Origin of the sequence: Aeromonas sp. R5-4, assembly GCF_040908215.1 — a bacterium.
Taxonomy (GTDB): Bacteria; Pseudomonadota; Gammaproteobacteria; order Enterobacterales; family Aeromonadaceae; genus Aeromonas; species Aeromonas veronii.
In genome coordinates this window covers 238,769-263,136 of record NZ_JBFODG010000014.1, presented here as the reverse complement: position 1 = coordinate 263,136, position 24,368 = coordinate 238,769, and the positions used below count along the sequence as shown (strand labels likewise).

Annotated in this window: 16 protein-coding genes; 12 read left to right on the top strand and 4 right to left on the bottom strand. The window is 59.7% G+C overall.

The window, feature by feature from the left end:
• Positions 1-177 precede the first annotated feature (177 nt).
• Genes recC through recD form a run of 3 tightly spaced genes read left to right on the top strand, consistent with a single transcriptional unit; the run spans position 178 to position 9,199 of the window.
• A complete protein-coding gene (recC, locus tag AB5Y83_RS06800) occupies positions 178-3,531 on the top strand; it encodes an exodeoxyribonuclease V subunit gamma (protein WP_368174891.1) in 3,354 nt (1,117 codons plus the stop codon).
• Positions 3,531-7,139: an exodeoxyribonuclease V subunit beta gene (gene recB, locus AB5Y83_RS06795; protein WP_368174890.1), complete on the top strand. Its 3,609-nt coding sequence runs from the start codon at positions 3,531-3,533 to the stop codon at positions 7,137-7,139. Before recC ends, recB begins: the two co-directional genes overlap by 1 nt.
• Positions 7,136-9,199, top strand: coding sequence for an exodeoxyribonuclease V subunit alpha (recD, locus tag AB5Y83_RS06790; RefSeq protein WP_368174889.1), 2,064 nt, complete (start codon positions 7,136-7,138; stop codon positions 9,197-9,199). Before recB ends, recD begins: the two co-directional genes overlap by 4 nt.
• A 132-nt stretch (positions 9,200-9,331) precedes the next feature.
• Here recD and AB5Y83_RS06785 read toward each other — a convergent pair whose 3' ends face one another.
• The gene (locus AB5Y83_RS06785) at positions 9,332-11,341 is read right to left on the bottom strand and encodes an AAA family ATPase (RefSeq protein WP_368174888.1); all 2,010 of its coding nucleotides are present in this window, start codon (positions 11,339-11,341) and stop codon (positions 9,332-9,334) included.
• A gap of 596 nt (positions 11,342-11,937) precedes the next feature.
• Here AB5Y83_RS06785 and AB5Y83_RS06780 point away from each other — a divergent pair.
• A complete protein-coding gene (locus AB5Y83_RS06780; RefSeq protein WP_058057085.1) occupies positions 11,938-12,936 on the top strand; it encodes a sensor domain-containing diguanylate cyclase in 999 nt (332 codons plus the stop codon).
• An 87-nt stretch (positions 12,937-13,023) separates the two neighbouring features.
• Here the strand turns inward: AB5Y83_RS06780 and AB5Y83_RS06775 are convergent, their stop codons facing one another.
• Positions 13,024-13,650, bottom strand: a complete 627-nt coding sequence (locus AB5Y83_RS06775) for a porin family protein (RefSeq protein WP_245095609.1) — start codon at positions 13,648-13,650, stop codon at positions 13,024-13,026.
• A 1,274-nt stretch (positions 13,651-14,924) separates the two neighbouring features.
• Here AB5Y83_RS06775 and AB5Y83_RS06770 point away from each other — a divergent pair.
• Positions 14,925-15,689: a helix-turn-helix transcriptional regulator gene (locus tag AB5Y83_RS06770; RefSeq protein ID WP_005336490.1), complete on the top strand. Its 765-nt coding sequence runs from the start codon at positions 14,925-14,927 to the stop codon at positions 15,687-15,689.
• A 40-nt stretch (positions 15,690-15,729) separates the two neighbouring features.
• Here AB5Y83_RS06770 and AB5Y83_RS06765 read toward each other — a convergent pair whose 3' ends face one another.
• A complete protein-coding gene (locus tag AB5Y83_RS06765; protein WP_368174901.1) occupies positions 15,730-16,560 on the bottom strand; it encodes a UTRA domain-containing protein in 831 nt (276 codons plus the stop codon).
• 198 nt (positions 16,561-16,758) lie between these two features.
• Between AB5Y83_RS06765 and AB5Y83_RS06760 the strand changes: the two genes are divergently transcribed.
• Genes AB5Y83_RS06760 through AB5Y83_RS06735 form a run of 6 tightly spaced genes read left to right on the top strand, consistent with a single transcriptional unit; the run spans position 16,759 to position 22,039 of the window.
• A complete protein-coding gene (locus AB5Y83_RS06760; RefSeq protein ID WP_368174900.1) occupies positions 16,759-17,820 on the top strand; it encodes an ABC transporter substrate-binding protein in 1,062 nt (353 codons plus the stop codon).
• Positions 17,821-17,830: 10 nt separating this feature from the next.
• Positions 17,831-18,664 (top strand): alkaline phosphatase family protein, encoded by an 834-nt coding sequence (locus tag AB5Y83_RS06755; RefSeq protein ID WP_368174887.1) that lies wholly within the window; start codon positions 17,831-17,833, stop codon positions 18,662-18,664.
• Positions 18,664-19,563, top strand: coding sequence for an ABC transporter permease (locus tag AB5Y83_RS06750; RefSeq protein WP_368174886.1), 900 nt, complete (start codon positions 18,664-18,666; stop codon positions 19,561-19,563). Before AB5Y83_RS06755 ends, AB5Y83_RS06750 begins: the two co-directional genes overlap by 1 nt.
• Positions 19,556-20,332 carry an ABC transporter permease gene (locus tag AB5Y83_RS06745; protein ID WP_368174885.1) on the top strand — a complete coding sequence of 259 codons (777 nt, stop codon included), beginning with the start codon at positions 19,556-19,558 and terminating at the stop codon, positions 20,330-20,332. The genes AB5Y83_RS06750 and AB5Y83_RS06745 overlap by 8 nt, the downstream gene beginning before the upstream one ends.
• Positions 20,333-20,338: 6 nt before the next feature.
• Positions 20,339-21,346, top strand: coding sequence for an ABC transporter ATP-binding protein (locus AB5Y83_RS06740; RefSeq protein ID WP_279490079.1), 1,008 nt, complete (start codon positions 20,339-20,341; stop codon positions 21,344-21,346).
• Between the two features lie 39 nt (positions 21,347-21,385).
• Complete coding sequence (locus AB5Y83_RS06735; protein ID WP_368174884.1) at positions 21,386-22,039, top strand: HAD family hydrolase; 654 nt, start codon at positions 21,386-21,388, stop codon at positions 22,037-22,039.
• A gap of 115 nt (positions 22,040-22,154) precedes the next feature.
• On the opposite strand, the gene AB5Y83_RS06730 is transcribed toward AB5Y83_RS06735, so the two are convergent.
• Complete coding sequence (locus AB5Y83_RS06730; RefSeq protein WP_368174883.1) at positions 22,155-23,789, bottom strand: diguanylate cyclase; 1,635 nt, start codon at positions 23,787-23,789, stop codon at positions 22,155-22,157.
• 83 nt (positions 23,790-23,872) lie between these two features.
• Between AB5Y83_RS06730 and AB5Y83_RS06725 the strand changes: the two genes are divergently transcribed.
• The gene (locus AB5Y83_RS06725; RefSeq protein ID WP_005355246.1) at positions 23,873-24,313 is read left to right on the top strand and encodes a DUF2214 family protein; all 441 of its coding nucleotides are present in this window, start codon (positions 23,873-23,875) and stop codon (positions 24,311-24,313) included.
• Positions 24,314-24,368: the final 55 nt, after the last annotated feature.

Here is a 24,368-nt window from a genome sequence, read left to right as displayed (position 1 = left end):
GTGAGGTGACGGCACAAATCTGCGGCGCCCCTCATGATTCAGCGGTTTGCCCGCCTGCTGGCCACAAGAGCCTTTTGCATCTTCCCCCCCGATCCCCGACAATTCCCTCTCTTGTGAAGTGACGGAAATGGCTCGCCTTTTCCCTCGCCCCCTCTCATCCACAGGCGGGAATTGCTCATGTTTACCCTCTACCACTCCAATCAGCTGGATCTGCTCAAAGAGCTGCTGGTGAGCCGCATCCGGCAGGCCCCTCTCTCTCACCCCTTCGATCGGGAGCAGATCCTGGTGCAGAGTCCGGGCATGGCCCAGTGGCTCAAGCTGGAGCTGGCCAAAGCGTTCGGCATCGCCGCCAATATCGACTTTCCGCTGCCTGCCAGCTTTATCTGGGAGATGTTCACCCGGGTGCTGGCAGATGTGCCGCGCCAGAGCCCCTACAACAAGGGCTCCATGAGCTGGCAGCTGATGACCATTCTGCCTGCCTTGCTGGATCGTCCTGCTTTTGCCCCGCTCGCCGCCTATTTGGGCGGTGGAGAGGACGAGGATCCCTCCCAGGATCCCGAGCAGGTGCGGTTGTGGCAGCTCTGCCAGAAGGTGGCGGATCTCTTTGACCAGTATCTGGTCTACCGGCCGGACTGGATCGCCCGTTGGGAAGAGGGGGAAGGATTGAGTCAGGATCTGGCCGGGGTGAGCGGTCAGGATTGGCAGCCCGAGTTGTGGCGTGAGCTGGTGGCCCGCACCCTGGTGCTCTCTCCGAGCGGTTACCATCGCGCCAATCTCTACGAGGAGTTTATCCACGAGCTGGCGCGTACCGCCGATCTGCCGGGCAAGCTGCCGCAGCGGGTCTTCGTGTTCGGCATCTCGGCGCTGCCGCCGCGCTATGTGGAGGCGCTGCTGGCCCTCGGCAGCCGGCCGGAGGTGGAGGTGCACCTGTTTGTCACCAACCCCTGCCGTTACTACTGGGGGGATCTGCTGGATCGCAAGACGTTGGCGCGCCTCGAAAACAAGCTCAAACCCGGCACCGATATCGAGACATTGCAGGGTCCCGCCAACCCGCTGCTCGCCTCCATGGGCAAGCTGGGACGCGACTACCTGCATCAGCTGATGGAGCTGGAGGTGCCGCAAATCGAGGCCTTCGTCGATATCGACGAAGTGGATGGCAAGGGCAATGTCAGCCTGCTGCGTGCCATCCAGAAGGATGTGCTGGAGCTGGCCGAGCGAGGCGCCGGTCAGTTCGATCTCGACAGCAGCCATCACAAGAGCCCGATCGATCCGGCGGATGGATCCTTGCAGATCCATGCCTGCCACGGCCCGATGCGGGAGCTGGAAGTGCTGCACGACCGGCTGCTGGCGCTGTTCGAGCAGGACCCGACCCTCACCCCGAAAGATGTGGTGGTGATGATGCCGGATGTGAACAGCTACGGCCCCTACATTCAGGCGGTGTTTGGCGCGCGCGGCCAGATCCCGTTTGCGGTCTCGGATCGGGCGGCGAGTCAGGAGAGCCCGCTGCTGCAAAGCTTCCTCGCTCTGCTCAGGTTGCCCAACGCTCGCTTCGGGGCGGGGGAGCTGCTCGCCATTCTCGAGGTGCCCGCCGTGCTGCGCCGTTTCGAGCTGGATGACGACGAGTTCAACCAGCTGCGGGTCTGGGTGCAGGAGACCGGCATCCGCTGGGGGCTGGACGACGGCTACCCCGTCCGTTTCGATCTGCCGCCCATGTCCGGCAACAGCTGGCTGTTCGGCCTGCGCCGCATGCTGCTCGGCTTCGCCATGGGGGATGGCGAGCCGGTGGCGGGCATCCTGCCCTACGCCGATATCGAGGGGCAGCAGGGGCTGGCGCTCGGCAAGCTCGCCTGGTTTGTCGACTCGCTGGCCGAGTTTTTGCCCCGCCTGCAACAGGCGCAGCCGCTGGCCGACTGGAACGCCTGCCTGCTGGCGCTGCTGGAGCGCTTCTATCTGGCCGATGAAGATGAAGAACGTCAGCTCCAGCTCATTCGCAGCCAACTGGCCGAGTGGCAGACCCGGCTTGGCGAAGCCCGCTTCGAGCAGCCCATCACCGCCGACCTGCTGCAGGATTACCTCGGCAGCGTGCTGGGAGAGTCCCGCTCCAGCCAGCGCTTCCTCGCCGGTCAGGTCAACTTCTGCACCCTGATGCCGATGCGCTCCATCCCCTTCAAGCAGGTCTGCCTGCTCGGCATGAACGACGGCGTCTACCCGCGTACCCTGGCCCCCATGGGGTTCGATCTGATGGCGGTGGCGTCGCGGCGGGGGGATCGCTCCCGTCGCGATGACGACCGCTACCTCTTCCTCGAGGCGCTCTTGAGTGCCCAGCAGGGGCTCTATATCAGCTATCAGGGCTTCAGTGCGCAGGACAACAGCGACAAGGTGCCCTCGGTGCTGCTGGCGGAGCTGATCGACTATGTGCGGCAGGGCTTTGTGCTGGCGGGGGATGAGGAGCTGGACGACGAAACTTCCGGCAAGCGGCTGCTCAACCATCTGATGGTGGCGCACCCGCTCACCCCCTACAGCCGCAACTACTTCTACCCGGAGGCGGGTTCGCGCCTCTTTACCTATGCCGCCGACTGGCTGCCCGCCCTCAATCCGGTGCGCGGTGCGGCCAACTTCCAGAGTGGCGAGTTGCCGCTCCCTCCCGAATGGGGCAAGGAGCAGGGGCTGGAGCTGGCGGAGCTGCTGCGCTTCTATCGCCAGCCCACCAAATATTTCCTCAACCGCCGACTCAAGGTGTGGTTTGAGCTGAATGAAGCCAACATCGAGGATAGCGAGCCGTTCGAGCTGGATGGCCTGCAGCATTATCAGCTGAAAGATCTGCTGCTCGATGCCCATCTGGCGGAAGGTGAAAGTACCGAGCGGCGCGAGCGGTTGCAGCTCACCGGCCTGCTACCGCAAGGGTGGTTCGGCAGCCTGCTGCTGGACGATCTGGATGCCGAGATGGGCAAGCTGGCGGATCGGCTGCGCCCCTGGGTTGCTGCCAATGAGTCAGAAAAACAGGCGGTGGAGATTGATATCTCCCTCACTCAGGGTCAGCTGCAAGGGTGGATCGACACCCAGAAGGGGCGTTTGCTGGTGGTCAAACCCGGCAGCTTCAACGGCAAGGATCTGCTGCTGGGCTGGATCCAGCACCTCTGTCTCTCATTGAGCGACGCCCCCGGCGACACCCTGCTGTTCGATGCCAAGCAGAGTCTGCGACTGCCTGCGCTCGCTGCCGACGAGGCGCGGCCCAAGCTGGCGGCGCTGGTGGCGTGCTGGGCGCAGGGGATGAAGCGGCCGCTGCCCTTCTTCCCCAACACCGCCTGGGATTGGCTCAAGGCGATCGAGAAGGATCCCGACAAGCCGGAGGCGGCCGACAAGGCGGCCCTCACCCGTTTCAACGGCGGCTGGATGATCAATGGGGAGGGGCAAGATCCTTACGTTGCCCGCTGCTTCCCCGAACTCGATGACGAGGTGCTGGGGCAGTTGCAGGCGCTGGCCCGCGAACACCTGACTCCGCTGCTCAAGACCCTGGAGGAGCTGAAATAATGGCTAACCCGCTCAATACATTGCGTTTTCCCCTCCATGGTGAACGACTGATCGAAGCCTCCGCCGGCACCGGCAAGACCTACACCATCGCCGGTCTCTACCTGCGCCTGCTGCTGGGCCACGGCCCGCTCATTGAGGAGGGGGCCGATTCTGGTCAGCCGAGCGCCCATGAACGGCCGCTCTCGGTGACCGAAATTCTGGTGGTGACCTTTACCGAAGCGGCCACCGCCGAGCTGCGCGGGCGGATCCGCGGTCGCATTCACGAGGCGCGGCTCGCCTTTATGCGCGGCCATAGCAATGATGCCCTGCTGGCCCAGCTGCTGGACGAGGTTGAGGATCACGAGCTGGCGGCCCGCCGCCTGCTGGCCGCCGAGCGGCAGATGGACGAGGCGGCGGTCTTTACCATCCACGGCTTCTGCCAGCGGATGCTCAAGCAGAACGCCTTCGAGTCGGGTGCCCTCTTTGAAACCGAATTTCTTACCGACGACAGCCAGCTTCGGCTGCAGGCGGTGAGCGACTACTGGCGCGCCGAGTTCTATCCGGTGGATAAAGCCCTCGCCAGCGCGGTGCGTGCGCTCTGGCCGAGCCCCGCCGCCCTGCTGCGGGAGATGGGCAGCTGGCTCGACAACAGCGAGCTGGAGATCCACCCCGCGCTGGGGGACGAGACCCTCGCCGCCCGCCATCAGGCGGCCATGAGCCGCATCGCTGCGGTGAAGAGCGAGTGGCTGGCGCAGACGGACGAGATCCGCCGCCAGACCGACGGCCAGATCAGCCGCTACACCGGCAAGAACTACGAAGGCTGGCTTGCCAAGATAGCCGACTGGGCGCAAGACGAAAGCAGTGGCTACGCCATTCCCAAGGAGCTGGAGCGCTTTGGCCAGACGGTGCTGGAGGAGAACCTCAAGAAGGGGGGCGCTGTGCCGACCCTGCCGCTGTTCAGTCAGATAGACCAGCTGCTGGCGAGCCGCCCCGGTATTCGGGATCTGATTCTGCAACGGGCCGCCAAAGTAGTGCGCAGCCGGATGCAGGCCAGCAAGCGCCAAGCCCATCAGCTTTCGTTCGATGACTTGCTTAAAGATCTCGACGGAGCGCTTGGCTCCAGCCTTGGCGAGCGGCTCTGCGAGCGCATTCGCGCCACCTATCGGGTGGCGATGATCGATGAATTTCAGGATACCGACCCCCAGCAGTACCGTATCTTCCACCGCCTCTACGGCGGCCATAGCGACACGGCGCTGCTGATGATCGGTGACCCCAAGCAGGCCATCTACGGCTTTCGCGGCGCCGACATCTTTACCTACATTCAGGCGCGGCGAAATGTGAGCGCCCACTACACCCTCGGGCGCAACTGGCGCTCCAGCAGTGCGCTGGTGGGGGCGGTCAACGGCCTGTTTGAGCGAGCCAAGGATCCCTTTATCTACGAGGCGGATATCCCCTTCCTGCCAGTGGAGGCGCAGGGCAAGAGCAAGGCGCTGCTGCTCGATGGCGAAGCCGCTCCAGTGCTCCACTGCTGGCAGCTGACCGGCCAGCCCACCTTCAACCGGGGGGATTACCAGAGCAAGATGGCCCGCGCTACCGCTGCCGAGATCCACCGTCTGCTGACCCTGGCCCGCGAGGGTAAGGCGCTGATCGGTGACAAGGCGGTGAAGGCCGGAGATATCGCCGTGCTGGTGCGCACTGGCGCCGAGGGCAAGCTGGTGCAGCAGGAGCTGGCGCGCCTCGCCATCGCCTCCGTCTATCTGTCGAACCGCGAGAGCGTGCTGGAACAGGTGGAGGCGCGGGAGATTTTGCTGATTTTGCACGCCTGCCAGAACCCGAGCGAAGAACGCAGCCTGCGGGCGGCGCTGGCGACCGGGTTGTTTGATCTCGATGCCAAGGCGCTCGATGGGCTGGCCAGCGACGAGCGGGCGTGGGAGAGCGCAGTGCAGGAGTTTATGGAGTACCGCAAGATCTGGCATCGCCGCGGCGTGCTGGCCATGTTGCGGGCCCTGCTGCACCGGCGCAATCTCGCCTCCTCCCTGCTGGCGAGCCCCTATGGCGAGCGGCGGCTGACCAACTTCCTCCATCTCGGCGAGCTGCTGCAACAGGTGAGCAGCGAGCTGGATGGGGAGTATGCCCTGCTGCGCTGGTTGGGGGAGGCGGTGAGCCGCCCCAACGGGCAGGATGCTGAGCAGGTTCTGCGCCTCGAATCCGAGCGCAAGCTGGTGCAGATCGTCACCATCCACAAATCCAAGGGGCTGGAGTACCCGCTGGTGTTCCTGCCCTTTATCTGCAGCCACAGAACCGCCGAGACCCCGCTCTATCACGAGGCGGATGAGGCGGGCAATCGCACCATTCTCGATCTCACCGGCGCCGAGGGATCCTTGGCCGAAGCGGACAGGGAGCGCCTTGCGGAAGATTTGCGGCTGCTCTATGTGGCCCTGACCCGGGGCGTCTACGCCACCTGGCTGGGGTTGGCGCCGGTGCGGGCGGGGGCGGGCAAGTCGGAGAAGACCGACCTGCACCACACCGCCATCGGCTACCTGCTGCAAAAGGGCGAAGAGGGGGATGCACAGACGCTGGCGACCGCCCTGACCGAGCTGGCACAGGCGTTGCCCGGGGTGGCCGTCGGTGAGCCCTCGCTCACCCGTCCGGCCCCGCTGCCGACAGAGGAGGAGCAGTTGGGCGAGCCGCAGGTGCGCCACTTTAGCGGCACCCTTGAGCGGGACTGGTGGATCAGCTCCTACTCCGGTCTGGCGGCGCAGGGCCACGGCCACAGCAAGGGGGTCTTGGCCAATCCAGGCTTCGATGACGAGGTCGTCACCGAGGCTGCTGCGCTGGCGGCAGAACAACCGGACGAGGCCCCCCAGCCCTCCATCTTCACCTTCCCGAAAGGGGCGCGCCCCGGCACCCTGCTGCACAGCCTGTTCGAGACCATCGACTTTCAAAGCGCTGCGGGAGAGCCGCTGGCAGAGCATATCGCCACCCTGCTGGCGCAAGATGGCTTCGACGAGAGCTGGGCCCCCGTGTTGCAACAGCAGGTGGAGGCGGTGCTCGATACTCCGCTCGATACCGGCTTTGGCGAACCGGTGCGGCTGCGGGATCTGGCCCCCGAGCGCAAACAGGTGGAGCTGGAGTTCTTCCTGCCCATGGGTCGGGTGACTGCCCCGGCGCTGACCGCGCTCTGCCAGCTGCACGACCCGCTGTCGCGGGGCAACAAGCCGCTCAGCTTTGCCACCGTGCAGGGGATGCTCAAGGGCTTTATCGATCTGGTGTTCGAGTGGCAGGGGCGCTGGTATCTGCTCGACTACAAATCGAACCACCTCGGCATGAGCCCCGCCGATTACAGCCGTCCGGCGCTGGAGCGGGCGATGGCGGAGCACCGCTACGACCTGCAATACCAGCTCTACTCGCTGGCGCTGCACCGGCTGCTCACCCTGCGCCTGCCGGGCTACGACTTCGAGCAGCACTTTGGCGGGGTCTTCTATCTGTTCCTGCGCGGCATGCCGCAGGGGGGCATTTTCCATACCCGCCCGAGCCGTGAACTGGTGCTGGGGCTGGATAAGTTGTTTCGCGAAGGCAGTGAGCTGCCAACAGCGGGATCCCAAGCATTTAACGAGGTAGAGGCATGAGCGGCACCATGATCAGTACCGCGACCAGCGCAATGATGGTTGAACGGTTGAAAACACTGGCGCTGGTTGGCCGCATCCGCCAGCTGGATCTGCAATTTGCCAGGCTGGTGGCCGACCTTGGCGGCAGCCCCGAGCTGGTGCTGGGGGCGGCGCTCACCTGCTTCGAGCTGGGGCGCGGCCATGTTTGTCTGCCCCTTGAGATGTTGGCGAGTGGAGCTTTACGGCCGTTCGGGTTGGATCCCCAGCAGAGCCGGGATCTGCTGCTGGATCTGGCTGATCCTGCCCGCTGGCCCGCCCTGTTTGCAAAGAGTCCCCTGGTTGGTACCGAGCAGGATGAGGGGCTCGCCCCGCGCTGGCCGCTGCGGCTCTGGCACGGGCGGCTCTACCTCACTCGCTACCACGATCATGAGCAGGGAGTAGCCCGCCATCTGCGCGCCCTGAGTGAACGTGCCGAATGGCCGGAGATTGCTTCCGCCCTGTCGCGGCTGTTTGCCCGCGACTATGGGTTGGTGTTCGGTGCCCTGCTCAAGGCCCGCCTCGCCCCCGACTTCTCCGCCCGCCACTTTATCGAAAAGTATCTGGATCTGGTGTTCCCCAATGAAGTGGATTGGCTCGCCATCGAAGGGCTGCTCGCCAGCGCCCAGGCGGCGAGCGACTTGAGCAAGCTGGATGTGCTGGTGCCCGAGGCGCTCTGCTGCAACGGCCAGAAGCTGGCGGCGGCCACCGCGGCGGCACGCCCCTTTGCGGTGATCTCCGGCGGCCCCGGCACCGGCAAGACCACCACGGTCGCCAAACTGCTCGCCATTCTGGTGGAGACCGGCCTGCAAGCGGGCAAGGCGCCGGCGATCCGGCTGGTGGCCCCCACCGGCAAGGCGGCGGCGCGCCTTACCGAGAGTATCGGCTCTGCCCTGCAGGCCCTCGATCTGCCCCCCGAGTGGGTTGAAGCGATCCCCACCGAGGCGGGCACCCTGCACCGGCTGCTCGGGGTCATTCCGGGGCGCAGCCAGTTCCGCCATCACGCGGGCAACCCGCTGCACCTCGACTTGCTGGTGGTGGATGAGGCCTCCATGGTCGATTTGCCGATGATGGCGCGCCTGCTCGATGCGCTGCCCAGCCATGCCCGCCTGATCCTGCTCGGCGACAAGGATCAGCTCGCCTCGGTGGAGGCGGGGGCCGTGCTCGGCGATATCTGCAGCTTTATCGAACAGGGCATCAGCCCGGTGCAGGCGGATTGGCTCTCCCGCCAGACTGGCTACCGCCTGCAGGGCGCGCCCGCAGGGGCTCCGGTGCGCGACAGCCTCTGTTTGCTGGCCAAGAGCTGGCGCTTTGATCAGCACTCTGGCATCGGCCAGCTGGCGCGCGCCTGCAACAGCGGCGATGCCACGGCGGTGGAATCAGTCTGGGGCGCAGGATTCGCCGATATCAGCCTGCACCCCTGGGCGGGGGAGGCCTACGACGCCCTGATTACCCAGGGGGTGGCCGGTTATGGAGCCTATCTTAAGGCGGCCCGCGCGGGGGAAGCGCCCGCCGCCGTATTCAAGGCATTCAACAGCTTCCAGATCCTCTGCGCCCTGCGCGATGGCCCGTTCGGGGTGCTGGGGCTAAACGAGCGGCTGGAACTGGCCCTGTCACGGGCTGGCCTGATTGCCCGCGATGGCGACTGGTATGCCGGTCGCCCGGTGATGGTGGTGCGAAACGACCACGGGGTTGGCCTCTACAACGGTGATATGGGGCTCTGCCTGCCCGATGAAACTGGCCGGTTAAAGGTATGGTTTGAGCAGCCGGATGGCACCCTGCGTGCCCTGTTGCCCAGCCGCTTGCCGCCTCACGAGACGGTCTACGCCATGACCATCCACAAATCCCAGGGTTCGGAGTTTGCCCATACCGTGCTGGTGCTGCCCGACAGCCCCAGCCCGCTGCTGACCCGCGAGCTGGTCTATACCGGTATCACCCGCGCCAAGGCCCGCCTCGATCTCTACGGCGATCGCGCCCTGCTGGCACAGGCGGTAAGGAAAAAGACCGAGCGTTATTCCGGGTTGGCGGAGAGGTTGGGGGAGTGATTGATTGGATGGCGGTAAAGGGATTTACCGCCGTTTGATAATGTCTTTTACCTATCATGGTTTCATCTATTTCATAAAAACGGAGATGAAAGCTGTAAGGCTTATCCGAGCGAATAAGCTTAAAGTGGTTAGTTATTTTAGCGCTGCATTGATAGCGTTGATGAGGTTTGAGCAACCTTCAATTTCATTTGCTGATAGGTCGGACATGGAGTGATCCCTTGACCACCTTAAGAACGCCTTGGCAAGTTTATATTTAGAAAAATCTTTACCGATCTCTCTCTGGAAAATGTCGATAATAGGCTTTTCTCCGGTATTAGCTAGAGCTGTAGCTATATCCCAACCAAGACTAGATTTTGCGATCTCAACCAATGTGGTCCTCAGTAAATCTTCAATTTCAGCATGTTCAATTTTGGGGACTGAAAAGTCAGATGTGCGAAGGATTTTTTTATTGCCGAGGCGATGTACTAAAACTTCTTGCTGAGCAGCCTGATTACCAGCATTATCTGAGTCGAGTAGTGCTGCTACTTTAAGGTTGTGTGAGGTAAGGATTGTGGCGAAGTAAACGACCTTGCTGGCAGTATTAGCTGGCACAAGCGCAATTTTTTCTTGTAGATAGCAACCACCATTATCCTTGAATAGATTAGAAATGGCGTCTATATACCAATAGTCAGTCAGACCTTCTAAAATCAAATTTCTCTGGTTGGCAAATAGGCTTTGAGCTAGATCATAACCAAGAGCCTCTTGGAGTGGTAACAATGCAGCTGGGTCACTGGATGAAATAGTTGTATGCACCTTAGTGCCCACATTTCTATCCGTTAGCTCAACCACCCTTACCATATCAAGCTCATCTGGACCTACAAGGAATGGTGAGTGAGTTGAGTACAGCGTTTGGTTATTGTCAGCGAGCATGGAAATAGTTTTCCTAAATTCTCGTTGCTTTAGGGCATGTAGGCTTACACCTGGCTCATCAAGAAGCAAAATGGTGTTCTTATGTTTTCCTTTAGCCTCTGCAAAGAAAACAATAAAAAATGAAACTAACCACTGAAAACCCTCTGAGCGTTGATCAAGTTCTATTTCAACACCAATATTGTCTTCGACTACAACTTTAAGGTACTGGCCATCAGCGGTTAGCTTGAGCCGACTGGCTTCAGCTTTGTTGTCATCAGGATTCCATACGCGGATAATCTGTTTTGTTAGTTCTACACTTGCAGCATTAAGTTCATAACTACGCCTGTCTAGCTTTTCACGAAAGCTGTCAAGATCGGTCATAGTATGGTTTGGATCAGATACTTTACCCAGTTCTGAAAGTTCTTGTGCCGTGAAGCCTAGCAGCTTTAATAAGCAACTATTTCCATAATCATATGCATCATCATCAAGGCTGCCAGATGCTAGTCGTGTGGCAAGATTACCCAAGTGGATAATGGGCTTCACGCGGAAGTAGTTACTATAAAGAACAAATATTGGTTTGTTTTTGTAAAGATAAGAAAGAAAATTGTACAACTCTATTTCTGAGCTTAATTTTGCGTTAAGTTCTTCCCAGCGAGTTATTTCTTTTTCATCTTCTTCATCAATCAATGGTAGCTTATCTTCAAGCCACTTTTGTAAAGCAACGGCATTACTCCACAAGCTTGTTGATGGAGAAAAATCATTTGTTATTTTATTAAGGCTACTTGTATGAGGTTTAACTGTGTCTTCAGCACATTCTCTATCTAAATAAGATGTTAATCTTATGAAATCATTTTTTATATCGCTATACTTAAGATTGTTAACACCAACTAAGTTATGGGTTTCTTTATTACTTAAGTACCTAGTGAAGGTGTAGTATATTTCCTCTCCTTTTATTTGCTCTGGCATATGTTCAAGATCGGCATCCTCTAACTCAAAGTGGGCTGTCACAACTGGAATGTCGTCAGGGGAAATCTCTTTCCTACTAATCCTTGTGTAAAGGGCCCGAGGGTAATCACGTAGTGCATTAAATGCTTTCGCTCCTTCTGGTGGATTAATTTGCTGAATTGCCTGAAGAATTGCAGTCTTTCCTGCTTCGTTTGGTCCAACCAATATTGTTTTAAACCTTTCTACTTCAAACTCACCTGTATCAATAATACTTCGATAGTTTTGAACTCTAACTTTGCTTAAACGCATTCTACAATCCCTATAAAATGTTGACTTATCGTGCTAATAAAATGTCTCGATAGCATATCTGAGAAAAATATGTAAATCATTGAGCTGTTTCAAGCTTTTCACCAGTGAATAAAAAAGTTCTTATGTTGGACTTCGTAGGCTCAGCACCAACCTACCGGTTGTGTAGGTTGTGGCTGAGCGTAGTGACTCCCAACGTTTACCGCGAGCTCTCTTTTTTTCCTGCCCCTCATCCCCAGCCCTTTTAATAAACGGGAGAAGGGCGCAATGCCGTTCCTGCTGTCCGATTACGCTTCGCTAATCGAACCTACACGGCTGACTCTGGCCGAGTGACCTCTGTGGGGCCTCTGGGTATCCCCTCATTTATTCCCATCCCCCAAATGACTGAATCGTGAGTTAAATCCGGTAAATGGGGCGCGCTTGAGCCACACTTATGGCCACCCTGATTCAGCCTGCGCCGTGAGTGGCCGATAACTTGGGAAGCGGTGGTGCGGTGGGGTTCTGGCTGACAGTTCTGTTGCAATATGCCAAGGTAGCGCCTCACGACAACAGCGCGATTCCCCGTGGTGGCGCGGGGCGGAAGAACAAGGATAACTGCTATGGTGCAGGACAGTGACACGATCAGGATCTCGGATGTCAGCGAGGCCGTGGTGCATGGCATTCTGGAGGTGACCAGCGATGGCATCTGGGATTGGCATGCCAATACCGGTTTTGTCTATCGTAACCCGGGCTGGTACCGGATGCTGGGTTACGAGCCTCACTCCCTCGGCAATACCGTCTTCACCTGGGAGAACGTGATCCACCCCGACGATCTGGCGGCAGTGATGGCGAAGTTCGATCTCTGCCTGAGCGGCAGCGCCCATGAGTATCGCGCCGAGTATCGTTGCCGCTGCCGGGATGGCAGTTACCTCTGGATTGAGGATTGCGGCCGCATCATTGAGCGCAATCCCGACGGGTCTGTGGCGCGGATGATCGGTGCCCATCGCGATATCCACGCCAGCAAGTTGTTGCTGGAGCAGCTGGAGCGGCGCAATCAGTCGCTGGAGCAGCAGGTTGCCGAGCGCACCGCCGAGCTGGTGCGACTCAACGAGGCGCTGCAACAGAAAGCCGAGGAGAACCGTCTGCTGGCAGAGACCGATGCCCTGACTGGCGCCGCCAGTCGCTATCGGCTGGAGCGGGCGTTGCAGCTGGAGTGTGAGCGGGCGCGCCGCTTCCATCAGCCGTTTACGGTGATCGCCATGGATGTGGACAACTTCAAGCAGATCAACGATAGCTATGGCCACAACGCCGGGGATCAGACTCTGATCAACATAGTGGCGCTGGTGCGCCGCCATATCCGCGAGATCGATCTGCTGGCCCGCTGGGGCGGTGACGAGTTTATGGTGTTGTTGCCCAACACCGGCCGCGAGGATGCCCTGGTGGTGGCGAGCAAGTTTCAGGCATTGATGGCGAGCGAGCCCATCTGCCCCCATGCGCCCGCTACCATGAGCTTCGGGCTGGCGGAGTATCAGCAGGATGAGCAGAAGGAGAGCCTGATGGTGCGTGCCGATCGGGCGCTCTATCAGGCCAAGCAGTTGGGTAAAGACCAGATCTGCTAACGCGCAGGGCTCGGAAAGAAGAGCAGTAAAAAAGGCCGCAGGTTTGAAACCTGCGGCCCTTTTGTATTGTGACTGACGCGGCGCGACTTAGAAGTGGTAGCGCAGACCCAGCTTGAAGGTATCCAGTGAGTAGTGCTCGTCACCCAGGCTCAGGGCGTCGAACTGGCGCTCGTAACCGATACCGGCAGAGAAGTGGTCGTTGAAGGCGTAGTCCAGACCTACTTCCAGATTGGGGTGTACCTTGCTCTTGGTTGCGCTCTCGTTTACCTGACCGCTGAAACCGAGGAGGGTGGCGTTGCCGACAACCTCCACTTCGGTGCGGGTGTAGGCGATACCCGGTTTGGCATAGGCGCTGAAGCCCCAGGCCAGCGGCTGACTCAGCTTGGCTGCCAGGCTGATGCTGCGGGTTTCGATGGTGGTGTCGGCAAAGCCGGTTGCAATCGGGGAGGTCACCCAGGTCAGCTGATCCATCTGTTGGGCGTGCAGGCCACCTTCAACGGCCAACCAGGGTTTGAAGCTGTAACCTACGATCAGGCTGCCGCCGTCGAGTTGGTCATCGATGAGCTTGGCGTCATAAACGCGCTGGAGGTCACCGTCGAGATCCATCTTGGAGGTGGTCAGATCCAGACCTGCATACCAGCCTTCGGCATGGGCGCCGCCATTCATGGCCAGAGCAAGCAGGGAGAATGCGGCAATTTTATTAAACTTGTTCATGGATAAATAACCTTGTGTTGCGTGAACTGCGTGTGATTTATATTGCTCAATCCATGAAGCTTTTTATATTTCCGTCATCGCTCTGCTTTCACAGAGGGGCCGCAGTATAGTCAGCACATTTCTGAATAACAAGAGAGTGATTTCCCCATTTTTCTAAATATGACTGGCTGCAAACAGGGGCATTTTGTTTAATAAATGGTGTTATTAGAGTTTTAGCTTTATTGAGGTTTAAATAATTAACTGGTGAGGCAAATGACAGGCTGAGAGTTAGACTTTGATTCTATGTTATTGATTTGTATTGGTATTAAATTTTCATTTGAGCGTGGCCATGATGAGCTGTCTAAAAATTGGCATCTCAGATGTCACTGATTGGCATCAGGTTCTTTTCGATTATTTTTGAACGCATCACAAGGTGAAACCATGAGAAAAAAATCTATCTTTTTGCCTGTTTTTTGCTCTTTTTGAGGTTTGGGATTGTTCCCATTGTGGCTTTTGGTGGTCTTTTGAGGCTGTTTATGCGTAGGCCATGTTGCCCACCAGATACGCGGATGGGTTCTTGTGGGTGACTTTTCATTTCTCCCGGCAGCACTCGTTGGAGTGGCATGATGTGTGATAATCAGATATGGGGTGTGCGGTCTGATTAATATTGTTTTCTTATATACAAAAGCCATTTAAAAGATAGGTTTTTGGAGTTTTAAATAACTTGATTATATTCCTTTCTATATTTGGCGAAGCTTTCCAAGCAAGCCATTAAAATATATTGAATGGCAATAACACGGTATTGATGATCGTTTAGGATACCTTGCCAGAACGGTCGTGGTGGCTGGCGCATCAGTGGGCGGCGGGTGGCCGGTGACACTTCCCCTTGCCGGGGCCCTTGACCTGACCTGCGAATTCAGGGAAAAGAAAAGGGCGGTGCTATCAGCGCCGCCCAATGCCAGGAAAGAGAAAAAACCTTACGGTTTAAAAGATAAAAATTTGGAAGCAAACAATCGATTTCTCAACCAGGAAGGGTCTTGAATTCGATACGTTTCGATTATGCGCGATGTTCTATGCAGCACTAGCAAAATGTTTGCGGGTTGAAAGATATGCACTGTCTGGTGTCACATTCTGAGACCTCATCGTTCAACTGGTCTGTCCTGATGGGCGTTGTAGGCGATTTTTTCTCTAGGCTGTTTTTTCGGTGTCAATATCTGAGCCTTGAAGGTAAAAACAGGTCAGAAGCTGACTCGGCATAACCATGCAATGAAAGTGCGATAACAAGGAAGAGTGGCATGACCTACAGCCAGACCCTGGCCAACAATATTCTCGACACCCTGAAGAAGACTCTGACCGACAAGGGGATCCGCTATCAGACCCTGGCAGAAGCCATGGGTGTCTCCATCGCGACCGTGAAACGGATGATGAACAAGCCCTCGCTGCCGTTCGATACCCTGCTGGAGATCTGCCATCTGGTGGGGCTCTCGTTCGAGGAGTTGCTGGATCGCACTCAGGACGCCCAGAGTCGCCGCGCCGTCTTCACTCAGGAGCAGGACGAGGCGTTTCACAACGAGCCGGGGCTCTACGCCTTTCTCGCCAATATCTTCTGGCGCGACAAGACGCTGATCGATCTCAAGCGGGAGTACGGCTTGACCGATGCCTCCTGCTACCTCTATCTGCGCAAGCTGGAGAAGCTCGGCATTTTGCAACTCGGTATCGACAACAGTTACCACTTCCTCATCAGCGAGCGGATCAGCTTCGAGCAGCACAGCCGTTTCGCCCGCCAGCAGGCACGGCAGGCAATGTCGGTGCTGGGGGAGTATCTGGTGGAGAACATGCACAAGTCGAACAACTATATGGCGCTCTGCCAGCTGCACCTCAACGAGGGAGAGGCGATGGCGCTGATCGACCGGATGAAGGAGTACTGGCATCAGGAGATCAAGCTCAACCGCCCCGCCATCGGCCAGCAGGAGCACGCCAAGACCTACACCATGTCGCTGCAACTGGCCGACTGCGGCTACCAGAGCTTCGACGACATGATCCCCAATATCGACAACTGATCCCGGCGGATCCTGCGGGATCCGCTCTGTTGGCTGGAGTCTAATCGGCGACCCGGGTTTGTTGCAGCTTGCCTGCGAGCGGCTGCAATGCTCGCGTATCCAGACAAATGCGGATGGCATCCGGCCGCCAGTGCTCGATATCGCAATCCACCAGACCGCCTCGCTCGTCGTAATTGACCCGCACCAGCCGCAGTACCGCGCTCCCCTCCGCCAGATTGAGGGCGCGGGCGATGGCGCCGCGTGCCGCCGAGGGGGTGATCTCGAGACTCGCCCCGCCCTGGCCTATGCCATAGCGCTGCTGATAGAGCTCGGTGAGGGAGCTGGCCAGCGGTGCGCTGGCGATATCGGGAAAGCGACTCGCCAGCAGATGGTGGCTGACATGGAGCACCGGGCGGCCGTCGATCAGCCGCTGGCGGCGGATCTCATAAAGTGGAGTAAAGGGTTCCAGCCCCATCCAGCGGCACAGCTCGCTGCTGGCAAGCTCGCTGCCGTGGGCCAGCACCCGGGTTTCGGCGGTGCGTTGTTGTTCGCCGATCCACTGGTGAAAGTGAGTGTGGATGGCGGGATCGTAGGTGAGGCGGGGTGGTGCCACAAACCAGCCGCGCCGCTCGGCCCGGTAGATAAGGCCGTCTGCTTCGAGGCTGGAGAGCGCCTCCTTGATGGTGATGCGGGTGGTGGCGAAACGCTCGCTCAGGGCCCGTTCGGCGGGCAGCTGCTGCCCGGCCCCCAATTGGCCGCTGCCGATATAGCGGCGCAGGGTCTGGCAAATCTGTTCGCACTTGGAGGAGGAGCGGCCATCGGCTATGCTCTGTTCGTTCACTCTCTGCTCGCTCAATCTCGGCTCGGTCACACTCTTGTCCCTGTTGCTTATTCAGAAGGCGGGTGGCTGGCCAATCCCTTACTGGAGTAGTCCAGCCTCACTCGGGTTCAGAGTTGTAACTGCTGTGGATGACAGCGCCATGACAGGATGATTGTCATCAAACTGACATTAAAGCGCCCCGCCACCGTCACAATTCCCCTCTAGCATCCCTCTCGAACCTTAACTGACCTAGTCCAGAGGGATGGGATGATGAAAAGCGTGATCGCAAGTGCACTGGCCATGGTGGCCATCAGCCAACCGTTGTTTGCCACAAATAGCTATGCCGCCGAAAATATCGCAGATCTTGAGAAGGCCGCTCGCGGCGAAGGCCAGCTCCACAGCATCGGTATGCCCGACAGCTGGGCCAACTGGAAGGATACCTGGCAGCAGCTGGGCAGCATCTACGGCATCAAACATCAGGATACCGATATGAGCTCGGCGCAGGAGATCGCCAAGTTCGCCGCCGAGAAGGCCAATGCCACCGCCGATATCGGTGACGTGGGCGGCGCCTTCGGTCCGGTTGCGGTCAAGCAGGGGGTTACCCAACCCTACAAGCCTTCCACCTGGGCTGACATTCCCAACTGGGCCAAGGATGCGGACGGTCACTGGATGCTGGCCTATACCGGCACCATCGCCTTTCTGATCAACAAGGATCTGGTCAAGGCAGCCCCCACCAGCTGGCAATCCCTGCTGGGTGGCGACTACAAGGTGACCCTGGGTGACGTGGGCGTTGCCTCTCAGGCCAACAACGGCGTGCTGGCGGCGGCCTATGCCACCGGTGGTAGCGAGAAGAATCTCAAGCCCGCCCTGGAGTTGTTCGGTCAGCTGGCCAAGCAGGGTCGTCTCTCCCTGAACGATCCCACCATCGCCAACATCGAGAAGGGTGAGGTGGAAGTGGGTGTGCTGTGGGACTTCAACGCCCTCAACTACCGCGACCAGATCGACCCCAAGAAGTTTGATGTGGTGATCCCGAGTGACGGCTCCGTCATCGCCGGTTACACCACCATCATCAACAAGTGGGCCAAGAACCCCAACGCCGCCAAGCTGGCGCGGGAATACATCCTCTCCGATGCCGGTCAGATCAACCTGGCCCGTGGCTATGCCCGCCCGATCCGCAGCAACGTTGCGCTGCCGGATGACGTGAAGGCCAAGCTGCTGCCGGCCGAGCAGTATGCCAAGGCCAAGCCGGTGCAGGATCACGCCGCCTGGGAGCAGAGCTCCAAGGCCCTGCCGCGTCAGTGGCAAGAGAACGTCATGATCTACATGCAGTAAGGAGCGGCCAGTGCAACACAAGGTGATAGTGGTACTTGTGGATGGCCTATCTGCCGGGGTAGCCCATGGGATGGGCTACCTCGCAGGCATGGTGGAGGCGGAGCGCGGCCTCTATACGACCCTCAGCTGCGCCCTGCCATCCCTCTCCCGGCCTCTCTACGAGTGCATCCTGACCGGCGTACCGCCGGTGGCGAGCGGTATCACCCACAACGGGGTGAGTCGTCTCAGTCTGCATGACTCCATTTTCAATCTGGCCCGCGCCGCGGGTAAACGCACCGCAGCGGCGGCCTACTACTGGGTGAGCGAGCTTTACAACAAGAGCCCCTGGCTGGCGGCCCGCGATCGCTTCACCCACGATGAGCAACTGCCGATCCAGCACGGCTGCTTCTACTGGGATGACAACTATCCCGACAGCCATCTGCTGATGGATGGGGAATGGCTCAGAACCCAATATGACCCCGATTTTCTGCTGATCCACCCGATGGGGGTGGATGACGCTGGCCACAAGTTTGGCCTCGATTCACGCCAGTACCGCAATCAGGCGCGCCGGATGGACAGCCTGTTGGCCGACCTGCTGCCCCAGTGGCTGGCGGAGGGGTATCAGGTGGTGATCACCTCGGATCACGGTATGAACAACGACCTGAGCCACGGCGGCACCCTGCCTGAAGAGCGCACCGTGCCGCTCTGGTTGTTTGGCGATGCCTTTATCGAGCGCTGGCCGGATGGGGTGGCGATCGCCCAGACCCAGCTCTGCGCCCTGATGGCCGATCTGCTGGGTATTCCCCACGACAAGCCGGCAGCGCCACCGCTGCTCAAGGCGGCCTTTATGCGCGAGGTACACTGATGATGCCTGCAACCACCGAGATCCTCGAGGATCAACCCGTGGCAACCAAGCACAAGGTGCGCCGCCACTGGCTGCCCGCACTGGTGCTGCTGCCGTTTATCCTGCTGATGATCCTGTTCCAGCTCGCCCCCATGGTGTGGGTGCTGGTGGGCAGCTTTCAGACCCCCGATGGTTGGGGCCTTGACTACTACCGGGAGATTTTGAGCTCCCCCTTCTACCTGCAATCGTTCGGCAACTCATTGCGCATCGCCGGTATCGCCAGTCTGGCGGGGCTTGCCATCGGCACGCTCGGGGCGGCGGCGCTGCGCCACAGCGGCGAGCGGGTCAAGCGGCTGCTGCTGGCCTTTGTCACCATGACCGGCAACTTCAGCGGCGTGCCGCTGGCGTTCGCCTTTATCATCATTCTCGGCATCAATGGTGCGGTGACCCTGCTGCTGAAATCCTGGGGGCTGATCGACGGCTTCAACCTCTACTCGGGCAGCGGCCTTATCCTCATCTACACCTACTTCCAGATCCCGCTCGCCCTGCTGCTGCTCTACCCAGCGTTCGATGCGTTGCAGGATGAGTGGCCGCAGGCCGCCGCGCTGCTGGGGGCGAGCAAGGGGCAGTATGTGTGGCACGTGGCACTGCCGGTGCTGACGCCTGCGCTGCTTGGCACCCTGATCATCCTGTTTGCCAACGCGGTGGGGGCCTATGCCTCCGCCTACGCCCTTACCACCGGCAACTTCAATCTGGTGACCATCCGGGTGGCCAGTCTGGTCTCCGGTGACATCTTCCTCGAGCCCAATATGGCGGCGGCGCTGGCGGTGATCCTGATGGTGCTACTGGGGGTAGTGACGGCCGCCAACCAATGGCTGCTGAAAAAGAGCTATGTGAACAAGGGGCAATCACATGCATGATTTGACGCCGCGCTGGCCCAAGTGGGTACTGGCTGGACTGGTTGCCACCCTGTTGCTGCCCCTGCTGGCCACGTTTCTCTACTCCATCTCCACCCGCTGGGGGGCGACCCTGCTGCCGGATGGCTTCACCCTCGACTGGTACCTCAAACTGTGGGGCGATCCACGCTTTCTGGCGGCGTTTGGCCGCAGTCTGCTGGTCTGCTTCGCCACCCTGCTGCTGGGCACGCTAGTGCTGGTGCCGACCGTGCTGGTGGTGGCCTACTACTTCCCGAAGCTGGATCCCTGGATGAACCTGCTGATCCTGCTCCCCTTCGCGGTGCCGCCGGTGGTCTCGTCGGTGGGGCTGCTGCAGATCTACGCCGACGGCCCGCTGCCGATTATCGGCACGCCATGGATCCTGATCGGCACCTGGTTCACCGTGGTGCTCCCCTTTATGTACCGGGCGCTGGCCAACAGTTTGCAGGGGGTGCCGCTGAAAGATCTGATGGATGCCGCCCATCTGCTGGGGGCAAGTAGTCGACGCGCCTTCCTGTTGGTGGTGATCCCCTGTCTGCGCAAGGGGCTGCTGGCGGCGCTGTTTCTCTCCCTCTCCTTCCTGCTCGGCGAGTTCGTGTTTGCCAACATGCTGGTGGGCACCCGTTACGAGACCCTGCAGGTCTACCTCTACAACATGCGCGCCACTTCGGGCCACTTCACCAGTGCGCTGGTGATGAGCTACTTCCTGCTGACCCTGCTGCTCACCTGGGCGGCCAACAGATTTCATCGGTGAATCAACATGTTCCATCTAGAAGTGAATCAACTACACAAATCCTACGGCGACACCCGGGTATTCGAGGGGATCGAATTCGGTATCCGTAAGGGGGAGTTGGTGACCTTGCTCGGCCCCTCCGGCTGTGGCAAGTCCACCCTGCTGCGGGCGCTGGCCGGGCTCACCCCGGTGGATGGCGGTCAGGTGCGGGTGGCCGGTGAAGATATCACCTGGCAGGAACCCCAGAAGCGGGGCATCGGCATGGTGTTCCAGAGTTATGCGCTCTTCCCCAACATGACGGTGTGGGACAACGTTGCCTTCGGCCTCAAGATGAAACCGCAGCCAGGACGGGATCTCGCCGCCAGCGTGCAGGAGGCGTTGGAGCTGGTGGAGCTGACCGGTTTCGAGCGCCGCTATCCGGCCGAGCTCTCCGGTGGCCAGCGCCAGCGGGTGGCGCTGGCCCGGGCTCTGGTGGTGCAGCCGCGGATCCTGCTGCTGGACGAGCCGCTCTCGGCGCTGGATGCCCGCATCCGCCGCAGCCTGCGCCAGCAGATCCGCGAGATCCAGCAGCGCCTTGAGCTCACTACCATCTTCGTGACCCACGATCAGGAGGAGGCGCTGACCATGTCGGATCGGATCTTCCTGATGAACAAGGGATCCATCGTCCAGAGCGGCACGCCGGAGGAGATCTATACCCGTCCCGCCAGCGAGTTTGTGGCGAGCTTTATCGGCAACTACAACCTGCTTGGCGCCGAGCAGGGCAAGTCGCTGTTCGGCCCCCGTTTTCAGGGCAAGCTGGCGCTGCGGCCAGAGTCCATCACCCTGCTGCCCGCCGGAGCGACCAGCAGCGAGCCCAGCCTGCCCGGCATCATTCGCCAGCAACAGCTGCTCGGCAACGTGATCCGCTATCAGGTGGAGTGCGAGGCGGGGCTGTTGACGGTGGATTGCCTCAACCGCTCGGCTGGCGATCTGCTGGCCACCGGCAGTGCCGTGACTCTGGCGGTGGCCCGGGATCAACTCTGTGAGGTAGCATGAGGCCGCATTTCATTTCCATTTTCACTGCGAGGAGCGCCCATGGCACTGGCACTGTTTGATCTGGACGAGACCCTGATTGCCGGGGATTCCGCCAGCCTCTGGCTGGAGTACATGGTGGCCGAGGAGCTGGCCCCCGCCAGCATGATCGCCGAGGAGCAGGCCATGATGTCCCTCTACCATCAGGGCAAGATGGATATGCACCAGTACATGGCCTTCACCCTGCAACCGCTGGCGGGCAAGACGCGCCAGTGGCTCGACTCGCTCTGTGCCCGCTTTGCCGAGCAGGTGCTGCGCGAGCGCCTCTACCCCGAGGGGTTGACGCGTATCGAATGGCATCGGGAGCGGGGCGACGATCTGGTGCTCATCTCCGCCTCCGGCGAGCATCTGGTGGCGCCCATGGCGAAGATGCTGGGGATGGATCACTGCGTCGCCATTTTGCTCGATGAGGAGGAGGGGATGTTGACCGGCCAGACCCGCGGCACCCTCAGCTTTCGCGAGGGCAAGGTGGCCCGCATCAACCAGCTGTTTGCCGGCAGGGACCACCTCTGGCAGGGGAGCTTTGGCTACAGCGACTCCCATAACGATCTGCCCATGCTGCGGGCGGTTAGCCATCCCCATGCGGTCAATCCTGCCCCCGCGCTGCGCCAGCAAGCCGAGGAGCTGGGTTGGCTGGTGTGGGAGTGGCAGCGCTGAGTCGTGCGTCACACAGGCTTAACGTGCGGCAAGAAGCACGAAAAACAAAGAGAGAGGCAGGAGCCTCTCTCTTTGTTTTTACTGACGACGTTGTGGTTGATGCTGGCCGCTGTGGCTACCCCTCGTTGGTTTGTTGCTGAGGCTCGCCAAAGGCGGGCACTTCCTCCTCGGCACTCTGGTGAGGGGGGTGGCGCAGCGGGAAACAGATACGGTTTTTCCCCTCCCGCTTGGCTTGATAGACCCCCTTGTCGGCCAGCTCCACCAGCTCTTTGGCCGAGAGCCCGGAGCGGCTGAAGGCCACCCCGCCGCTGATGGTGATAGTGAGATTGGGTTCGCGCCACTCCAGTTGCTCCACCCCGAGCCGGAACGCTTCCAGCAGTGAGGGAAGCATCGGCTGCTCTTCGCCGTAACGGAAGATCAGCACCAGCTCCTCGCCGCCATAGCGGCAGAACCAGCCCCACTCGTGGAACAGATTCATGCCCAGCTTGCTCACCCGCTTGAGCACCACATCCCCCGCCTGATGGCCGTGGGTATCGTTGACCCGTTTGAAATCATCCAGATCGAACATCACCACCCCGAAGGGGGCGCCACTGTTGAGCTGCTTTTGCAGGCACTCGTCGAAGAAGCGGCGGTTGTAGAGCCCGGTGAGTTTGTCCTGATGGGCTTGCAGGCGGATCTGGGCAAAGTCCTGACTGGCGGCATCCATCTCTTCATAGACCTTGGCCAGCTCCAGCATGCGGCGGCCGTTGTAGGCGATACCGCCGGAGCGGCTGGCGCGGATCAGCAGGGTGATCTCCCCCAGCATCCGGCGGAAGTAACGGGACCAGAGCAGGGCCAGCAGCAGATAGAGAATGCAGGCGACGGCAATCATCAGCTGCACGTTGATGGAGACGCTGTCGATCACCTGCTGCATGCTGGCAGTCGGCTCGACGCTGAGCAGGATCCAGCGCTGCTCGGGGATGCTGTAGTAGGAGACCATCAGGCCGCTGGCATCATCGAGGAAAAAGCCCTGCGGCTGTTGCATCCGGGCCAGCCAGTCGGGGTGGGCGAGGGGTTTGAATACCCGTTCGCGATCCGGATGGGCCAGCACCAGCCCGTCATGGTTGAGCAGGAGCTGATAGCCCTTGCCCAGATGGTGACTCTGAGCATGCCGACTGTTTAGCCAGCTGGCGAGGGGGGTGAGCTGGGTATCCAGCGAGAGTACGCCAACCCGCTGGCCGTCAGGATCTTCAATCACCCTAGCCAGCGCCATGGTGAGGGTGCCCAAGGTGTAGTCGTAATAAGGATCGGTCCAGACAATCTGTCCGGGATGGCTGGATGCCAGCAGATACCAGGGGCGGGTTCTGGGATCGAACTTCTCGTCGGCCTGCCAGGATGGGTGGATCAGCATCTTGCGATGCTCGGTGCCCACGTAGACGTAATCGAGCTCCATCACCTTGTGATAGGCCTGCCACTGTTGCAGGTAGCGCTCGCCGTTAAGGATCTCCGGGCCGCTGAAATCCCGATAATTTACCTGCTGATAAATGAGCGTAAACTGGCGTTTGAGGGTCGCCAGATAGGGTTCGATCAGGGTATGGAAATACTGGGTGTTGCGAGCAATCAGATATTGTTGCTGCTCGTGGCGCAGGGTGCGCTCCATATGCAGGTAGTAGATGCTGCCGAGCAGCAACACAGGGATAAAGAGCAAGAGGAGGCCCAGCCGCATGCGGGTGATCAAAGACCAAGTGTTCTTGGGCTTGGCGGGGGACATGAACAGATCCTTTTCGTCTCGGGTGACACCAGCATATATGATGCGGTGCGGCTCGTCTAAAGGCAGAAAATGAGATGTTTCCGATGCTGAACCACACTCTGCTCTCAATGATTCATTATGGCAGCATAGCGGTGCTAATCCTTGCCCTCTGTGTCGAGTATCTGATCTTTCGGCGCGGCCTGAACATGCTGCGAGTGCGCCGCCTGCTGCTGGCAGATGGGGTGGCTGCGCTGGCGCTCTTCTCCATCTTTGCCACCGGGTGTCTGCTGGCCCTCGAGCATGCCAGCTCGGTGGCAGAGATCTTTGCCCATCCTGCCCACGGCCTCAAGATGGGGCTGTTTCTGCTGATTGTCGGCTCCCTCGTTTATCCCAGCCGCCTCTTCTATCGCTGGCGTCGCGCCCTGCGTCTGGGCAAGGCGCCGATGATCTCCATCCAGCAGCACTTCCGGGTGGTGTGGATCCTGCGGGGCAATCTGCTACTGATTGCCCTGTTGGCCGTGTTCACCAAGCCTTCGTTGCTGTAACACTCGCGGTGCTCAAAAGCAGTGCGATGCAGACGTGGAGAGCGAGAGCGAAGAC